General features: G+C 69.6%; 10 protein-coding genes and 2 pseudogenes. 7 read left to right on the plus strand and 5 right to left on the minus strand.

Translation table 11 applies throughout. The annotated features are described in order from the left end of the window. Nucleotides 1-59: 59 nt before the first annotated feature. Nucleotides 60-1325 (plus strand): beta-ketoacyl [acyl carrier protein] synthase domain-containing protein, encoded by a 1266-nt coding sequence (locus AC2VOP_RS17305; RefSeq protein ID WP_486962112.1) that lies wholly within the window; start codon nt 60-62, stop codon nt 1323-1325. Nucleotides 1326-1348: 23 nt separating this feature from the next. After that, complete coding sequence (gene nbtC / locus AC2VOP_RS17310) at nt 1349-4369, plus strand: nocobactin polyketide synthase NbtC (protein WP_486962113.1); 3021 nt, start codon at nt 1349-1351, stop codon at nt 4367-4369. A 26-nt stretch (nt 4370-4395) separates the two neighbouring features. Here the strand turns inward: nbtC and mbtG are convergent, their stop codons facing one another. Then, complete coding sequence (mbtG, locus tag AC2VOP_RS17315; protein WP_486962104.1) at nt 4396-5706, minus strand: NADPH-dependent L-lysine N(6)-monooxygenase MbtG; 1311 nt, start codon at nt 5704-5706, stop codon at nt 4396-4398. Nucleotides 5707-5783: 77 nt separating this feature from the next. Between mbtG and AC2VOP_RS17320 the strand changes: the two genes are divergently transcribed. Then, nucleotides 5784-7472, plus strand: coding sequence for a (2,3-dihydroxybenzoyl)adenylate synthase (locus tag AC2VOP_RS17320; protein ID WP_486962105.1), 1689 nt, complete (start codon nt 5784-5786; stop codon nt 7470-7472). Between the two features lie 51 nt (nt 7473-7523). Here AC2VOP_RS17320 and AC2VOP_RS17325 read toward each other — a convergent pair whose 3' ends face one another. Next, a complete protein-coding gene (locus AC2VOP_RS17325) occupies nt 7524-8708 on the minus strand; it encodes an NAD(P)/FAD-dependent oxidoreductase (protein ID WP_486962106.1) in 1185 nt (394 codons plus the stop codon). Nucleotides 8709-8812: 104 nt separating this feature from the next. Here AC2VOP_RS17325 and AC2VOP_RS17330 point away from each other — a divergent pair. Both AC2VOP_RS17330 and AC2VOP_RS17335 read left to right on the plus strand, forming a co-directional pair. Continuing rightward, nucleotides 8813-9724: pseudogene (locus AC2VOP_RS17330) on the plus strand (ferritin-like domain-containing protein); the annotation flags it as partial. A gap of 24 nt (nt 9725-9748) precedes the next feature. Further along, a pseudogene (locus AC2VOP_RS17335) lies at nt 9749-10207 on the plus strand (NAD(P)/FAD-dependent oxidoreductase); the annotation flags it as partial. Nucleotides 10208-10256: 49 nt separating this feature from the next. On the opposite strand, the gene hemW reads toward AC2VOP_RS17335, so the two are convergent. Next, nucleotides 10257-11429 carry a radical SAM family heme chaperone HemW gene (gene hemW, locus AC2VOP_RS17340; RefSeq protein WP_486962107.1) on the minus strand — a complete coding sequence of 391 codons (1173 nt, stop codon included), beginning with the start codon at nt 11427-11429 and terminating at the stop codon, nt 10257-10259. 231 nt (nt 11430-11660) lie between these two features. Between hemW and AC2VOP_RS17345 the strand changes: the two genes are divergently transcribed. Further along, nucleotides 11661-13238 (plus strand): PecA family PE domain-processing aspartic protease, encoded by a 1578-nt coding sequence (locus AC2VOP_RS17345; protein ID WP_486962108.1) that lies wholly within the window; start codon nt 11661-11663, stop codon nt 13236-13238. Between the two features lie 167 nt (nt 13239-13405). On the opposite strand, the gene AC2VOP_RS17350 is transcribed toward AC2VOP_RS17345, so the two are convergent. Next, a complete protein-coding gene (locus AC2VOP_RS17350) occupies nt 13406-13822 on the minus strand; it encodes a transglycosylase family protein (RefSeq protein ID WP_486962109.1) in 417 nt (138 codons plus the stop codon). Then, entirely contained in the window at nt 13819-14355 is a 537-nt protein-coding gene (locus AC2VOP_RS17355) for an Mce protein (protein WP_486962110.1), read from the minus strand. Before AC2VOP_RS17355 ends, AC2VOP_RS17350 begins: the two co-directional genes overlap by 4 nt. 53 nt (nt 14356-14408) lie before the next feature. Between AC2VOP_RS17355 and AC2VOP_RS17360 the strand changes: the two genes are divergently transcribed. Next, nucleotides 14409-14564 carry an Ms4527A family Cys-rich leader peptide gene (locus AC2VOP_RS17360; protein ID WP_486962111.1) on the plus strand — a complete coding sequence of 52 codons (156 nt, stop codon included), beginning with the start codon at nt 14409-14411 and terminating at the stop codon, nt 14562-14564. Nucleotides 14565-14762 lie beyond the last annotated feature (198 nt).

Raw genomic sequence — 14762 nt, forward strand, 5'->3', positions numbered from 1 at the left:
TTGGCGTGAGTGACGTCGAATCTGCAACCCCAGCAGCCGATCCGGTCGTCATCGCCGGAATGGCCGTCGAGGCGCCCGGCGGCATCGACAGCCCCGCTGCGCTGTGGTCGGCGCTCACCGAGTCCAGGGAGCTGCTCACCCCGTTCCCCCGGGACCGCGGCTGGCCGGTGGAGGACCTGCTCTCGGCGTGGCGGCGCGACGGCTGGGGACGGGTGTGCGATGCGGGCGGATTCCTCACCGGCGCAGCGATGTTCGACCCAGCCCACTTCGGTGTCACCCGTCGCGAAGCGCTGGTGATGCACCCGCAGCAGCGGGTGGCTATGCGGGTGGCGTGGAAGGCGCTGGAGAACTCCGGGATCAACCCCGACACCGTCGCCGGTGCTGAGGGCGGCTGCTTCGTCGGGATGTCGATGACGGAGTACGGCCCCCGCACAGCGCAGGCCGACGTCCACACCGGCCACCGGACCGTCGGCATGGGCCAGCTCGGGGGCGCCGCGCGCATCTCACACAGCCTCGGCCTGACCGGACCGTCGATATCGGTCGACTCGGCGTGTGCGTCGTCGTTGACCGCGCTGCAGTTGGCCGCCAACGCGGTTGCGCTCGGAGAGTGCGAGTGGGCGCTGGCCGGCGGCGTGTGCGTGCTGGGAGCACCGACGGCGTTCTACGAGTTCGCGCGGCTCAACGCACTCTCCGACGACGGCCACTGCCGCTCCTACGCCGACGACGCCACCGGCACCGTCTGGGGCGAAGGCGCCGGCATGGTGCTGGTCGAACGCCATTCACGGGCACGGCAATTCCGCCACGACGTGTTCGGGCGCATCCGGGCCATCCGCACCAACCACAACGGCAGCGGCAAGCCGATCCTGGCGCCCCGGGTACGCGCACAACACCAGCTCATCGAGAAAACCCTGGACGCCGCGGGCGTCGAAGCCGCCGACGTGGGCATGATCGAGGGACACGGCACCGCGACTTCGGCCGGCGACCCGGTGGAACTGCTCGCGCTGTTCCAGACATACGGCGCGGCGGGATCCACCGCGCTGCTGGGCTCTGTCAAGTCCAACGCCGGACATGCCCAGGCCGCCTCCGGGGTGCTCGGGCTGATCAAACTCCTGCTCGCGGGCCGGCATGGCTACATTCCACCAACCCTGTTCTCCGACAACCCCACCAGGAAGCTGGACTGGGATCTGGTCGGCCTGCGGCTGGCCACCAAGCTGCACCGGTGGGCGCCGAAAAACGGCGCCCGCTACGGTGCGGTGTCGTCATTCGGCGCGGGCGGCGCCAACGCGCACGCCGTCATCGAGATGCCGGCCGCTACACCGGGATGAACGTGGCGAGCTGTACCTACCTCCTGCCCAACGGCGCGGTTCCGGTGCTGCTGACCGCGGCGACCGCCGACCTGGTGCGCCGCCAGGCGGCTGACCTACTCGGCTATGCCGCCGCACATCCCGGGGTGGCGCCACAGGCGATCGCCACCATGCTGTTCCGGACCCGCTCAGCGCGCCCGCATCGGGTGCTGGCGATGGTGACCAGCACCGACGAGCTGCTCACCGCGCTGCGGGCGGTCGGCGACGGCCGCGAGCACCCCGCCGTGGTGGCCACCACCGCGCCGGCCGTGGCGCGCAGGGTCGGCTACGTCTTCCCCGGCCAGGGCGGCCAGCGGCCCGGGATGGGACGGCTGTACTACGACTCGTTACCGGCGTTTCGCGCCGAGGCGGATCGCTGCGCCGAAGCGTTCCGGGCGGAGGCCGGCGCATCGCCGCTGGGTTACCTGCTGGCCGACGATCATCCAGGCGACCACACCGCTCTGGGTGTCCAGCCCGCGCTGTTCACCCAGATGGCGGCGTTGGCGGCGACGTGGCGCTCGTTCGGGGTGGCCCCGAAGGCCGCCATCGGCCACAGCCAAGGCGAGATCGCCGCCGCTTACGTGTCCGGGGCGGTCAGCCTGGCCGACGCGGTGCGCGTCGTCGTCATCCGCGCCCGCGCCGCCGACGAGTTCGGCTCGGATGCCCACGCGATGGCCGCAGTCGCCGCCGACCGGGGCACCTGCGAAGACATCCTGGCCGGCTGTTCGGGCTTCGCGGAGCTGGCGGTGATCAATTCACCTGGCATGGCGGCAATCTCGGGTGATCGAGCCACCGCGCGCGCCATCGTGGACACGCTCACCGCGCGGGGAGCGTTCGCCAAACTCATCGGTGTGCACTATCCCGCGCACACCAGCCTGATCGACCGGATCGGTGACACGGTGCGCGCTCAGATGCGACGGCGGCTGGACAATCCAACGCTGCGAGAACCGGCCATCGCCTGCCTCGGCGGTACGCTCGGCGGTCCGCTCCCACCTGACGTGCCCGCCGATCGGTATTGGTTCTGGAACCTGCGTAACACCGTGCGCTTCGACCAGGCGATCGCGGCTGCCGTCCGGCTCGGCATCGACACGTTCGTCGAACTCGCCGACCACCCGACGCTGCGGCCGGCCGTCGACGACAACCTCGCGGCTCTGCCGGCCGGCGACCACCCGGCCCTGGTGGTCGACACCTGTAGCCGCGACGGTGGCGACCTGGGCGAGCTGACCCGCAACCTCGCGGTGCTGGCGGTCAACGACCTGGACTACCCGTGGGAACACCTGGCCATCGAGGCCGACGGCCCGCCGCCGCTGCCGCTGGCCGATTTCCCCAACACCCGGATGAACGAGGTCCCGTTGTGGCTGCCCTACCACGGCGACCTGCCGGAGCCGGCCGGGCCGACGGTGCAGGCCGCACCGCCGCGGCTGCTCACCGAGCACTGGGTGCGATTGGCCCGCCGCGCCCTGGTGTCGCCGCGGGACGTCGCCGTCGTCAACCACACCGGGGGCTGCGCTGAGCTCGCCGCCGCCCTCTGCGCCGCCGCGAGCGACATCGGCGCCACCGCGCGCCTGCTGGACCCGGACGACCGCGACGCCCGCGGCACCTGCGACACCTGCGTCATCCTGCTTCCGAAGTCACCGGCCCAAGACGACGCCGCCGCGGCCGCCGCAGTCTCGGCGTTCTTCGCCGAGGGCATCTGGTGGCCGGGGATGGTCGACAGGGTCACCGACTACTGGCTGGTGACGGTCGGCGGTGAGAAGGTGGTCGGGAGCGATCCCGCCCCCGATCCGGTGCATGCCGCGGCCAGTGCCGGGTTCCGCTGCGTCGGCACCGAACACCCGGGTGTGCGATTTCGGCACCTGGACCTACCTGCCGCACCGGTGCCCACAGCATCGGCAGCCACGATCCTGGCGGCGCTGCACACCCGAGACGAGACCGAGTTGGCGCTGCGCGACGGCGGGCTCTACGCCAAGCGCATCGTCGAACAGACCCCAGACAGCGGACCCGGACCCAATATCGGACCCCCGCACCATGTGCTCATCCTCGGCGGCACCGGCAACCTCGGCCTGGAGTTCTGTGAGCACTTCGCTCGCCGGGGTGCTCGGCGGATCACGCTGGTCAGCAGGTCCGGCGAGGCCGGCAAAGCCGCCGACCGGCTGCGCCGGATCCGTTCGGCCACCTCGACGCGGATCGACGTCGCCCGGTGCGACATCGGCGACTCGGTGGCGGTGTCGCGGCTGGCCGAGCGGTATCGCGACGCGCCCGCAGACGTGATCGTGCACGCCGCCATGGTGTACTCGGACCGGGAGTTCGCGGCGATCGCCGCCGAGCAGGCCGACCGGCTGTTGCGGGCCAAGGTGGTCGGCATCGGGCGGGTGCTGGCGGCATTTCCGCGAACCCGCGACTGCCGGGTGGTGCTGTGCTCGTCGGTGGCAGCGACGATCGGCGGCCGCGGCCAGATCGTCTACGCGGCGGCCAACCGGATGCTCGACGCGATGGCGCACCGCCTGCGGGCCGAGGGTCTGGACTGCCTCTGCGTGCAGTGGGGCCAGTGGACGGTGCTCGATCTCGATGCTGCCGGTTGGGCGAAGCTGACCGCCACCGGCCTGCTGGCGATGCGCCCAGCAGACGCGATCGCGGCGGGCATGACCCGCACCCGCGGCAACGTCGTCGTCGCGGCGTTCGACCTGGCCCGGGCCGAGCCGGTGCTGGCGGCCTACGGTTACCGCCCGCTGCTGTCGCAGCTGGCCGCTCCGGCCGATGCGCCCGCCGCGGCCCCCGCCCCCGCCGTGGTTACCGACCTGCGCCAGCGACTGTTGGGCATGCTGGCCGGCGCCATCGGCGTGAACGGCGCCGACGCGATCGACGCCATCGACGTGGCCGCACCCTTGGTCGCGATCGGCCTGGATTCGTTGCAGGCACTCGAGTTTCGCCGCCGGGTCAAGACCGAGCTCAACCACGACCTCGACGTGGCGGAACTGTTGGGCGGGGCGTCGATCACCGACGTCCTGGCCCGCCTAGACGCCTAGCCTAGCTGCCCACGCAGGCTCGGTCGTCAAACCGATTGGTACGCACTGCTTTTGTCCACCGACGCATCGGCGGCACTGATTTCGGCGCCCAGCACCCGGTCGGACAGCAGCCCCAGGCAGCTCAGGTTCGGAAAACCCGGCCCTTCGTTGAGGCCCGCCAGATTCGGCAGCACCACCTTCGGGACGAAGCCCGCGACGGACAGACCGTCGTCGATGGACTCCTCCAACCGCTCCGCGGTCAGCGGCCCGTCCAGCCACGACTCCAGACTGCCCAGCGCGTCTCGGCTCAGCAGCGGCAGAAACCACAGCGGGTCGACCCCGGAGCCGTCGACGACCAGGTCGAAACCGTAGGTGTTCGCGGACCCCCCGGCGCCGTTGCCACGCCCCAGCGGCACCGGACCGTCGGTATGCACCGTGATCCAGATCTGATCGTCACGACTGGCTACCCGGGTGACGCGCCCGCGCACGTGTTTGATCCGCTCGTCGGCCAGCAATGACTCCTGCACCCGCGCGGAGAACACGCCGCGGTCGGTGCGCGCGATGCAGTCACGCCGTTCGGCGGCGGTGAGGCTACGCCACCCGGTGGGGTCGGAGAACAGCGAGTTCTCGAAGTAGCCCTCGCCGCGGGTGAACAGAGTCGGCTGCGGCGAGATCGCGGAGATCGTCGAAACCCGGTGGTGGAAAAGCTCGTTGAGTATCGACGCGGCGGTCTCGCCGCCGCCGACCACCGCGACGTTCGCGGCGACGATGCGGTCCCGGCATACGGTGCGCCGCCAGAATTGCGCGATCGACAGCACCCTCGGGTCACCGGAGAGGATGGACCGCTCGGACTGGCCCGGGCCGGTGACCATCAGCGTGTCGGCGGACAGTCGGGAATCGTGCGTCTGCAGCACCCAGCGGGATCCGTCGATCGCGACCTTGACCAGCTCCCCCTGGACGACTTTCAACCCCGTCACCTCGGCGACCCAGCGCAGGTACCCCGCCCAGGTGTCGTGCGTCGGCGCCGGCCTGCCCCGGTCCACCCAGCCGACGAACTGGTCGGTGGCGACCAAATAAGACTGCCAGCTCCAGCGCATCATCTGTTCGTCGAGCGCGCCGTTGCGGCCGGGCAGCAGAGCCGAGCGGTACGGAAAGCCGACGTCCTTCTCCGGGCTGGTGCCCAACCGCTGCCGGCCGTCAGTCCAGCCGCCCTCGGCTCGCCAGTTGGCGGCCACCCCAGCCCGCTCGACGGCGACGACATCCACTGTGTCGACGCCCATCTGACGCAACGCCGCCGCCTTGGCGGCGACCGCCACGGCTTTCGCGCCAGCTCCGACGATCGCCAGCACCCGGCTCATCGCATATCCACGAGCACAACCCTATCAATTAGCCGAGGCTGCCCTAACTTTGTGTAGGCTACACGATGGTCTCCGAGATGATCGAATCAGGGAGCTGCCCAGTGGCCGTCGCCGTCCCCGATCCGCCCGAATTCGTGGCGCAACCGCAGCCGGCCGGTTTCGTGCCGTTCCCACCGCAGCGGGCGGCCGGCTACCGCGCTGCCGGCTACTGGGCCGGCCGCCGGGTCGACTGCCTGCTGCGACAAGCCGCGGCACGCTGGCCAGACCGCGTCGCCGTCGCAGACGACACCGGCGGCTACAGCTACGCCGAGTTGGACGAACTCGCCACCCGGGGGGCCGCCGGGTTCGCCGCCCTCGGTATCGAACCCAGCGACCGGGTGCTCGTCGCGCTGCCCAACTCGTCGGCGTTCGCGGTCGTGCTGTTCGCCCTGCTACGAGCCGGAGCTATCCCGGTGCTGTGCCTACCGGGACACCGGTTGGCCGAGCTCGGGCACTTCGCCGAAGTCAGCGGCGCGGTCGGCGTGGTCATCACCGACACGGCCAGACCGCTGGCCGAACAGCTGACCGCGGCGCATCCCGGCGTGCGCCACGTCGTCGTCGACGGCGACCCGGGACCGTTCGTCGGGCTTGCCACGCTCCTCGCCGACCAGCCACCACAGCACAGGCAGCTGGGTCGTCCCGGCGATGCCGACACCGCGCTTCCGGCGCTGCTGCTGGTGTCCGGCGGCACCACCGGACTGCCCAAGCTCATCCCCCGCACCCACGACGACTACGTCTACAACACCACCGCCAGCGCCGAGCTGTGCCGGCTCACCAACGACGACGTCTATCTGGCTGTCTTACCGGCGGCGCACAACTTCGCGCTGGCCTGCCCCGGCCTGCTCGGCGCGGTCAGCGTCGGCGCCACCACCGTCTTCGCCAGCGACCCCAGCCCCGAAGCGGCCTTCGCCACCATCGCCCGCCACCGCGTCACGGTCACCGCGCTGGTGCCGCCCCTGGCGAAGCTGTGGGCACAAGCCTGCGACTGGGAGCCGGTCCCGCCGGCGTCGCTGCGGCTGCTGCAGGTGGGCGGCGCCACGCTCGCCTCCGAGGACGCCCGCCGGATCCGCGCCGCCCTGACGCCCGGCCTGCAGCAGGTGTTCGGGATGGCCGAGGGACTGCTCGCCTTCACCCGCCTCGACGACCCCGACGAACTGGTAGAGACCACTCAGGGGTGCCCCTTGTCCGAGGCCGACGAGCTGCGGGTGGTCGACGACGCCGGTGCCGAAGTGCCCGCCGGTGCGGAAGGCGAGCTGCTGGTGCGCGGCCCCTACACCATCAACGGCTACTTCCGCGACGCCGACCGGCGATCGTTCACACCGGACGGTTACTACCGCACCGGAGACCGGGTCCGGCGGTTCACCAACGGCTACCTGCAGGTCACCGGACGCATCAAGGATGTCATCAACCGGGGCGGTGAGACCGTCGCCGCGGGCGATCTAGAGGGGCACCTACTGGCCCACCCGGCCGTCCGCGCCGTGGCGGCGGTGCCGCTGCCCGACGAGCAGCTGGGCGAACGGATCTGCGCTGCCGTGGTCTTCGACGGCCCACCGGTAGGTCTGGCAGAACTGAACCGCCACCTCGACAGCCGCGGGGTGGCCACCCATTCCCGGCCCGACACCCTGGTGGTGCTGCCGGTGCTGCCCACCACCGCGGTCGGCAAGGTCGACAAAAGAGCAATCGTCGAACACGCCCAGACCGCGGCAGGCGCACAGAGTTGCCGGTAGGCATCTCGCCGGCGTCGACCTCGGCGTCGGCCGGTGACGCCGGGTCGGTCGCTACCGCCCCGACAGCGTGCTCTCCCAGAACAGCAGGCGCGCACGCAGTCTTGGATGGCTCATGGTGTCCAGCACCTTGAGCCCGGCGCTGGTGAGCGCCGGGATGCCGACCAACTTGTGAAAGAACCGGCCGCGACGGTATTCCTTGCCCCAGGTCGCCTGGACAATCTGCTCGTAGTTGGTGAAGTCGCCGGGCCCGCCGTTGAGCAGCGCCGCGACGGCGCACTCACCGGCGGCCAGCCCGGACTGCAACGCCTTGGAGATGCCCGCCCCCGACACCGGCCTGGCCGCACCCAGCGCGTCGCCGGCGAACAGGACGCCGGGCCGCCACGGCGGCCAGGCGTTGAAACCCATCGGCAGCCGCCACGCCTGCAGCGCCTTCGATGTCTGCAGCTCGTCGATGCCCGGCAGCTCCCAGTCGGCGGGCAGGGTGGCCAAAAACTCGCCGAGGAACGCAGTGGCGTTGATCTGCTGCCAATTCTTGTAGCTGTTGACATAGCCCAGCCCGACGTTGACCCGGCCCCCGCCGAGCGGGAACACCCAGCCGTAGCCGGGCAGCTGGTCGCCGCGGAACCGCAGCTTGAGGTAGATGTCGAGGCTGTCGGCGTCCGGGCGGTTGGCCGACATCTCGGCACGGATCGCGATCGCGGAGTAGCCGTGGTAGGGCGAGATCAGCTTGAGCCCGCGTTTGACCGGCGAGTAGGTGCCGTCGGCGGCGATCACCGCGTCGGCCAGCACCTGCTCACCACCTCTGAGCGTGACGCCGGTGACCTGCCCGGCGTCGTCGAGGATGGGGCCGACGACCTCGGCGGACTGCCGCACCTCGGCGCCGGCGGCCTCGGCGTTCTTGAGCAGCAACGTGTCCAGCTCGCGGCGGGATATGCCGTGGCCGTGGTCGGGCATGCCGGGGCGGCGCGGGAAGGACAACTCCCATGGGCTGGGGCTGAAGATCATGGCCCGGTTGATGCGGTGGTACTTGTCAATCTCGCTGGCCAGGCCCATTTTCTGCAGGTAGCCGGTGGCGCGGGGAGTCAATCCGTCACCGCATGGCTTGTCGCGCGGAAACTCGGCCTTGTCGAGCACCACCACCCTCGCCCCAGTCTGGGCGGCCCGCCACGCCGCGGCCGAGCCCGCCGGCCCGCCGCCGGCCACGGCCACGTCGTATCGCCGGGTCGCGCTTGCCATCAATCAACCCCTCCTGTGGGCAGCGCCTTGCAGCATACCGGCGCGGGTTGACGCCGGGCGGGGCGCCGTTGACGAGCGCCGTCATTTGCTGTTGACTGCCGCCGATGGCTGTTGACATGGACGTCATGCTCGCCAGGGTCAAAGACCGGCAGTGGGCGCTGGCCGACATCGACTGGGACGCGCCCGGTGCCGAGATGATCCGGCCCGAGTTGCGGCCCAAGCTGACGGCCTTCATGGCCGACCTGTGTTGGATCGAGAACATCGGTGCCCGCGGCTTCGCGGCGATGGCGCGCAAGGCCCCTACCGCCACTCTCGCCGAGATCTACCGGTACTTCCACGCCGAGGAGCAACGCCACGCCAACGCGCAGCTGGCGCTGATGAAACGCTGGGGGATGCTCGACGACGGTGACATCCCCGAACCCAACGTCCACATCCGGCTGGCGACGCAGTGGCTGGACCGCTACTCCGACGGCATGCCGCTGTCGGTGCTGGGCACGGTCATCCCCATGCTGGAGGTGACACTCGACGGCGCGCTGCTGAGGTTTCTGCTCGACGAGGTCGACGACCCGGTCTGCCACCAGGTGTTCGAGAAGATCAACAGTGACGAATCCCGGCACATCGCCGTGGACTTCGAGGTGCTCGAGATGATCGGGCACCGCAAAGCCCGCAAGCTGGCGATCGACTTCGTCCGCAAGGTCGCCTCCCCCGGGCTGGTTGTCGGTGTGCTGCTGGGCATCACGTTGTTCAGCCGGGTGCGCGACGAAATCATCGGCATGGGGCTAGACCCTGAGCGGTTTCACGCCGCACTGATGCGGTTTCAGAAGTTCGGCGATCGCGGTGAGCGCACCCGGCGGATACCGTCGTACCGGATCGTCAAGCGCTACACCACCATGGTCACAGACCCGGCCAGCAGATACCATCGGCTGGCCGACCCCGCGGTGCGGCTGTCGGCCCGCTACCCGAAGCGACTGCTCAAGCCGGTTCCGAGCTGGTTCAACGAGATCACCTACCACCCGGTGCAGACCGGCCTGCACGGCCTCCCGGAGGTACGCGGCGCCGACTCCTACGCGGGCCAGAACATCCACGCCGCCGAATGGCGCGGCTACGACTTCACCGGCAAACGGGTCGGTGTCGTCGACGCCGGAACCGGTGTCTTTCAGATCGTCCCCGAACTGGTCAAGCGCGCCGAATCCGTCACACTGTTCCAGCGCGCACCCAGCTGGGTGCTGCCCCGCCAGTTGTTCGCGGGCGTGCCGGTGCTGGCCCGGCAGCTGGCCCGGGTCCACCTGCGCCTGATGGTCAAGGATCCGTGGCTGCGGCGCCAACTCACCCCCAGCCCGGCCCAGGATTGCCGGCACATCGTGGTGTCCCGCGACTACTATCCTGCGCTGCAGCGCGACAACTGTAAGCTCATCGACTGGCCGATCGCCAGACTGTGCCCCGCGGGCATTCGCACCAGCGACGGCGTCGAGCACCGCTTGGACGCCATCGTGTTCGCCGATGAGACCTACCGCTGCCCGGCGCCGAGTCGCATGGGTGGCGTCGGGACTATCCCAGCAGGGCGCGCACCACGGCGTCGGCCAGCAGCCGACCGCGATCGGTGAGCACGAACCGCTCGCCCTGCTCGACCAACAAGCCGTCGGCAAGGGCTGCCGCGCCACGCTCCCGCTCTGCCGCGTCGAGAAGTGTCAGCTCCAAGCCCTTTCGTGTCCGCAACCGCAGCATCACGTCCTCGGTGTGCGCGGCGGCGTCGTCAAGCTCCTCGAAACCGGCCACCGGCAGCTCGCCGTCGCCAACCAGTTGCGCATAAGCGTTGGGGTGCTTGATATTCCACCAGCGCATCGCGCCGACGTGGCTGTGCGCCCCTGGCCCGGCACCCCACCACTGGCCGCCGCCCCAGTAGCCGAGGTTGTGACGGCACTGTCCGCCGGGGCGGCTCCAGTTGGACACCTCATACCAATCCATGCCGGCCGCACGCAGCTCTGCGTCCGCCAGCTGGTAGCGGTGCGCCAGCACGTCGTCGTCGGGGGCAGGCAGCTCACCGCGTCGCACTCGGCGGGCCAGCGCGGTGCCGTCCTCGACGATCAGGCCGTAGGCCGACACGTGATCGGCGCCGGACTCAAGTGCGGCGGCGATCGAACGGCGCAGATCGTCGTCGGTTTCGCCGGGAGTGCCGTACATCACGTCCATGCTGAGATGTTCGAAACCGGCGGCCAGCGCCTCGCGGGCCGCCACCACCGGCCGGTGCGGCGCATGCACCCGGTCCAGGACGTGCAGCACATGCGGTGCCACCGACTGCATCCCCAGCGACACCCGGGTGTAGCCGGCGGCGCGGATCGCGGTGAAGAACTCCGGCGAGGTCGAATCGGGGTTGGCCTCGGTGGTGACCTCGGCGCCGGGCGCCAATGCAAACGCCGAGCGCACCGCGTCCAGCAGCCGGCTCAGCCGCGCACCGCCCAAAAGCGACGGCGTCCCGCCCCCGACGAACACGGTGTCGACCGTCGGCCCGCCCAGGCGGCCGGCGGCCATCTCCAGCTCGGTGCACAACGCCGCCAGCCAGGCGTCGGGGTTGACGCCGCCCAACTCCGCCGGGGTGTAGGTGTTGAAGTCGCAGTATCCGCAGCGGGTCAGGCAGAACGGCACATGCACATACAGCCCGAACGGACGCCGGGGAACCAATGCAGCATCGGGCAGGCGGACCGCCGTGGGAGATAACGTCATCAGGCCCGATCATCTCACGACCAACGGGAAGGACCGGCTCCGGAACCTGCCCATCCGATGCCCATCCGACCTGTATCCGGGCCCGTATCCGACCACTGGAGGGCTGCACTCACCGACCTGCCGGGCTGACCGCCGCCCTGCTGAGCCCAAGAGAAAAATATGTTAACCTGGTCCTGGCTTCTTGAGCGCGCTTCGTAATTAGTTAAGAAATTTATGGGAGGAATTATCGGCGTGCAGCGGCGGCAGCGCCGGCTGGTCGGGGCCGGTGCGGCGATGGCGGCTTTTTTGGCGCTCGGCTTGGCCCCGCTGGCTGCTGTGCCTCTGGCACGGGCGGACTTCGACGAGCTGCTGGCCGATCTGGTCAATCCGGCCGATTGGGCCGCTGATTGGGCCACGATGGCCGACCCCGCCAACTGGCACGGCCTGAGCTTCGACCCGTCCGAGCATGTCCTCATAGCAGCAGCCGCCGACGGTGCCTCTGAGCCCGGCTCGCTGCAGCCCGCGCTCCACCCATTTGTCGCCGAACTCGAGAAGATCGTCGTCACGTCGCTGGGCGACCCCGCCGCGTGCGGCCTGGTCTGCAACGGCGCAGCGGGCACAAAACTCGATCCCGACGGCGGCGACGGGGGTTTGTTGTTCGGCAGCGGCGGGCCCGGCTGGGACAGCACCGAGCCCGGCGTGGCCGGCGGCAACGGCGGTGCCGCCGGGCTGTTCGGCAACGGCGGCGCCGGCGGGACCGGAGACGCTGCGCATGGCGGCGCCGGCGGCAACGCCGAGCTGTTCGGTAACGGCGGTGACGGCGGCGCCGGCGGCCAGGGTGCGATCGGCGGGCTCGGCGGCGCGGCCGGTTCGCTCTCCGGCGAACACGGTGCCAACGGCCCCGGCACCACGCCGCCGAACGCCGTTCCGCTGGCGACATTCGACACCAGGGCGGTAACCGACGTCTCGGTCGGTGGCGGGCCGAGTGTGCCGGTGATCGTCGACACCGGGTCATTGGGGATCATGCTGCCGATCTCCGACATCGGGCTGCAGCACATCGGCTTCCCGATCGGGGGCATACACATCGCTGCGTTCGGCGGCGCCGAGGAGATCGTCGTCTATGTGACGGTCCCGACGACGATCGACGTCGGTAATGGCGTCGGCACCGAGCACGGCGTCGTCAACGTGGTGCTGTTCAGCACGCGGCCCTTCAGCTCCGGTCTTGCCCCCGCCGACGGCATTTTTGGCATCGGGCCGGGCGCTCTCGGCCCGAACGCCACCTCGCCGATCACAGCGTTACCGCGCGATCTGAGTCAGGGTGTTCTGATCGACCAGCCGCAGGGTCTGCTGCAGTTCGGCCCGAATCCGCTGCCGGCCGGGCCCACTGTAGCCGGATCGCCGTTCACCAATCTCGGCATCCAGATCAACGACGGGCCGATTCAACCGGTTGCCATGGTCATCGACTCCGGCGGCGTCACCGGCGTCCTGCCGTCCTCGATCGCCGGAGACGTCAACATCTACAGGCTCCTCGGCGCCGTTGGCCTGGGCAAGCTGGGTGCGGTGCTGGATGACGTCCTGCCCGGTGTCGTGACACTGGGCACCCACATCTCGGTGTACGACGACGACGGGCAGCACCTGCTCTACTCCTACGTGGCGACCGGCGAAAACGACCCGCTGGTGGTGCCGAACTTTTTACTGCCGATCCTGGGTGGTTTCCCTAGCACCGGTGACACCCCGTTCGCGCTGCAGCCTATCTATATCTCGAACACCCCGAGCGGTGTCGGTCAGACCATCTTCGACATCCTGCCTAGCGGGTCGTCTTCTCCGTAGCCGCCGGCGGCTTTCAGAACTGCAGCGATCCGATTGCCCGTTACGGCTCGCCGACAGGCCGTGCCGGTCTCCTAAGAACCGTGGGCTGCCTTGAACATTAACCGACATAGCGAGCTGGAGAGAAAGCAGCAGAAGCCAGCCCCAGGGGCCCAGCTACCGCCCTTAACTTAAGCGCCGCCCTCGAGCCGGCTGACCAGGAATGTCATGAAATGTGTCAGCGAACCCACCGGCATGGTGCCCGGCTGGTCACGCATTCGCGACATGCAGGTTGGCCAGGCACCGGGCCCCTGGGTGGCCAGAATCCGGTCGGCGACCGCGATCTGCTGCGCGGGGGTGGCGTTGGCGGGCGATCCGACCCCACCGTTGGCCTCCCAGGTCGACTCCTTGATCTGCAAGCCGCCGTAGGCCCCGTTGCCGGTGTTCGCCGACCAGTTACCACTGGATTCGCACTGGGCGACGGCCTGCCAGTTGACCTGGTCGGCGTGAGCCGTGACGCCGGAAGCGGCGAACGACACCACGACGACCCCGACGGCCGCGGTCGCCCCGATAGCCCCGGTGGCCGCCAGCCCAATAACCGGTTTCATAACACCTCCAAATAGCCGACCAGCCATCGGCCGTCCACCTTGTTCATCGTCATCCTGACGCGGCTGCGGTCTATCTGCGTGTCGGGAAGGTCGGTGTTGGTCACCGCTTCGTCGACGAGCAGCACGACCACCACTTTGTCTTTGCTGGCGGACTTGACCACCGAGTCGATGACGGTCCCGCGCGCCGAGGCGTTCTTGGCTACCTCAACGTCCAACAGATCTGAGCGGTATTTGCCGTACATGTCCTTGAACTCGCCGGTCGCGCCGTCGAGCAGGCCGTTCATGTTGTCTGCGACAACCTCGCTGTTGAAGTTGGTCATGGTGAACATGTACTGCTGCGCGGCGGCAAGCGCCTGCTCGGCAGCCACATCGGTTTCGTGCCGCTGCAGTAGCTGCCACCCCCCGTAGCCCGCCCCGGCCAGCGCGGCAACCGCCACGGCAGCGGCCACCCATGTTCGGCGCTTCACCCGGCGGCGGCCGGCCGTTCTGGCTGCCGGCGGCGGACCGGGTGTCGTTTCGCTCGCAGTGTCCATACGATTAATCTGCCTTCCTCAGGGCTGTTTGACCGGCACTCATCGTCTCGCGCATGGGCGGATATCTCGGGGAGCGACACGCGGTACCGAGCGGGCATGGCATAATCGGACGGGTGACCGCTGCCCACTGCACCCAGTCCGGGATTGCCCTGGTCGCCCGGCGGCACGTCGATCTCAAGCGCGTCTGCAGCTGTTGCTGTCTGCCTTAGTGCCGTAGACCCGCCCACCTGAACTTTATCCAGCTGGCTGCCGGGATCTGCGCTGCCCGGACAGCCTCCGGTGAACTGCGCGGCCCAGCCGGCTCCCCTCCGAAGGAGATTCTCAATGAAGTTGTCAAGCCGCCGCGGCGTTAGGTGTGGTGGGTTGATAGGCCTGGTGGTCGCGCAGCATGGCCCACAGGACGTTGA

It is taken from the genome of Mycobacterium sp. TH-M106, from assembly GCF_057473765.1.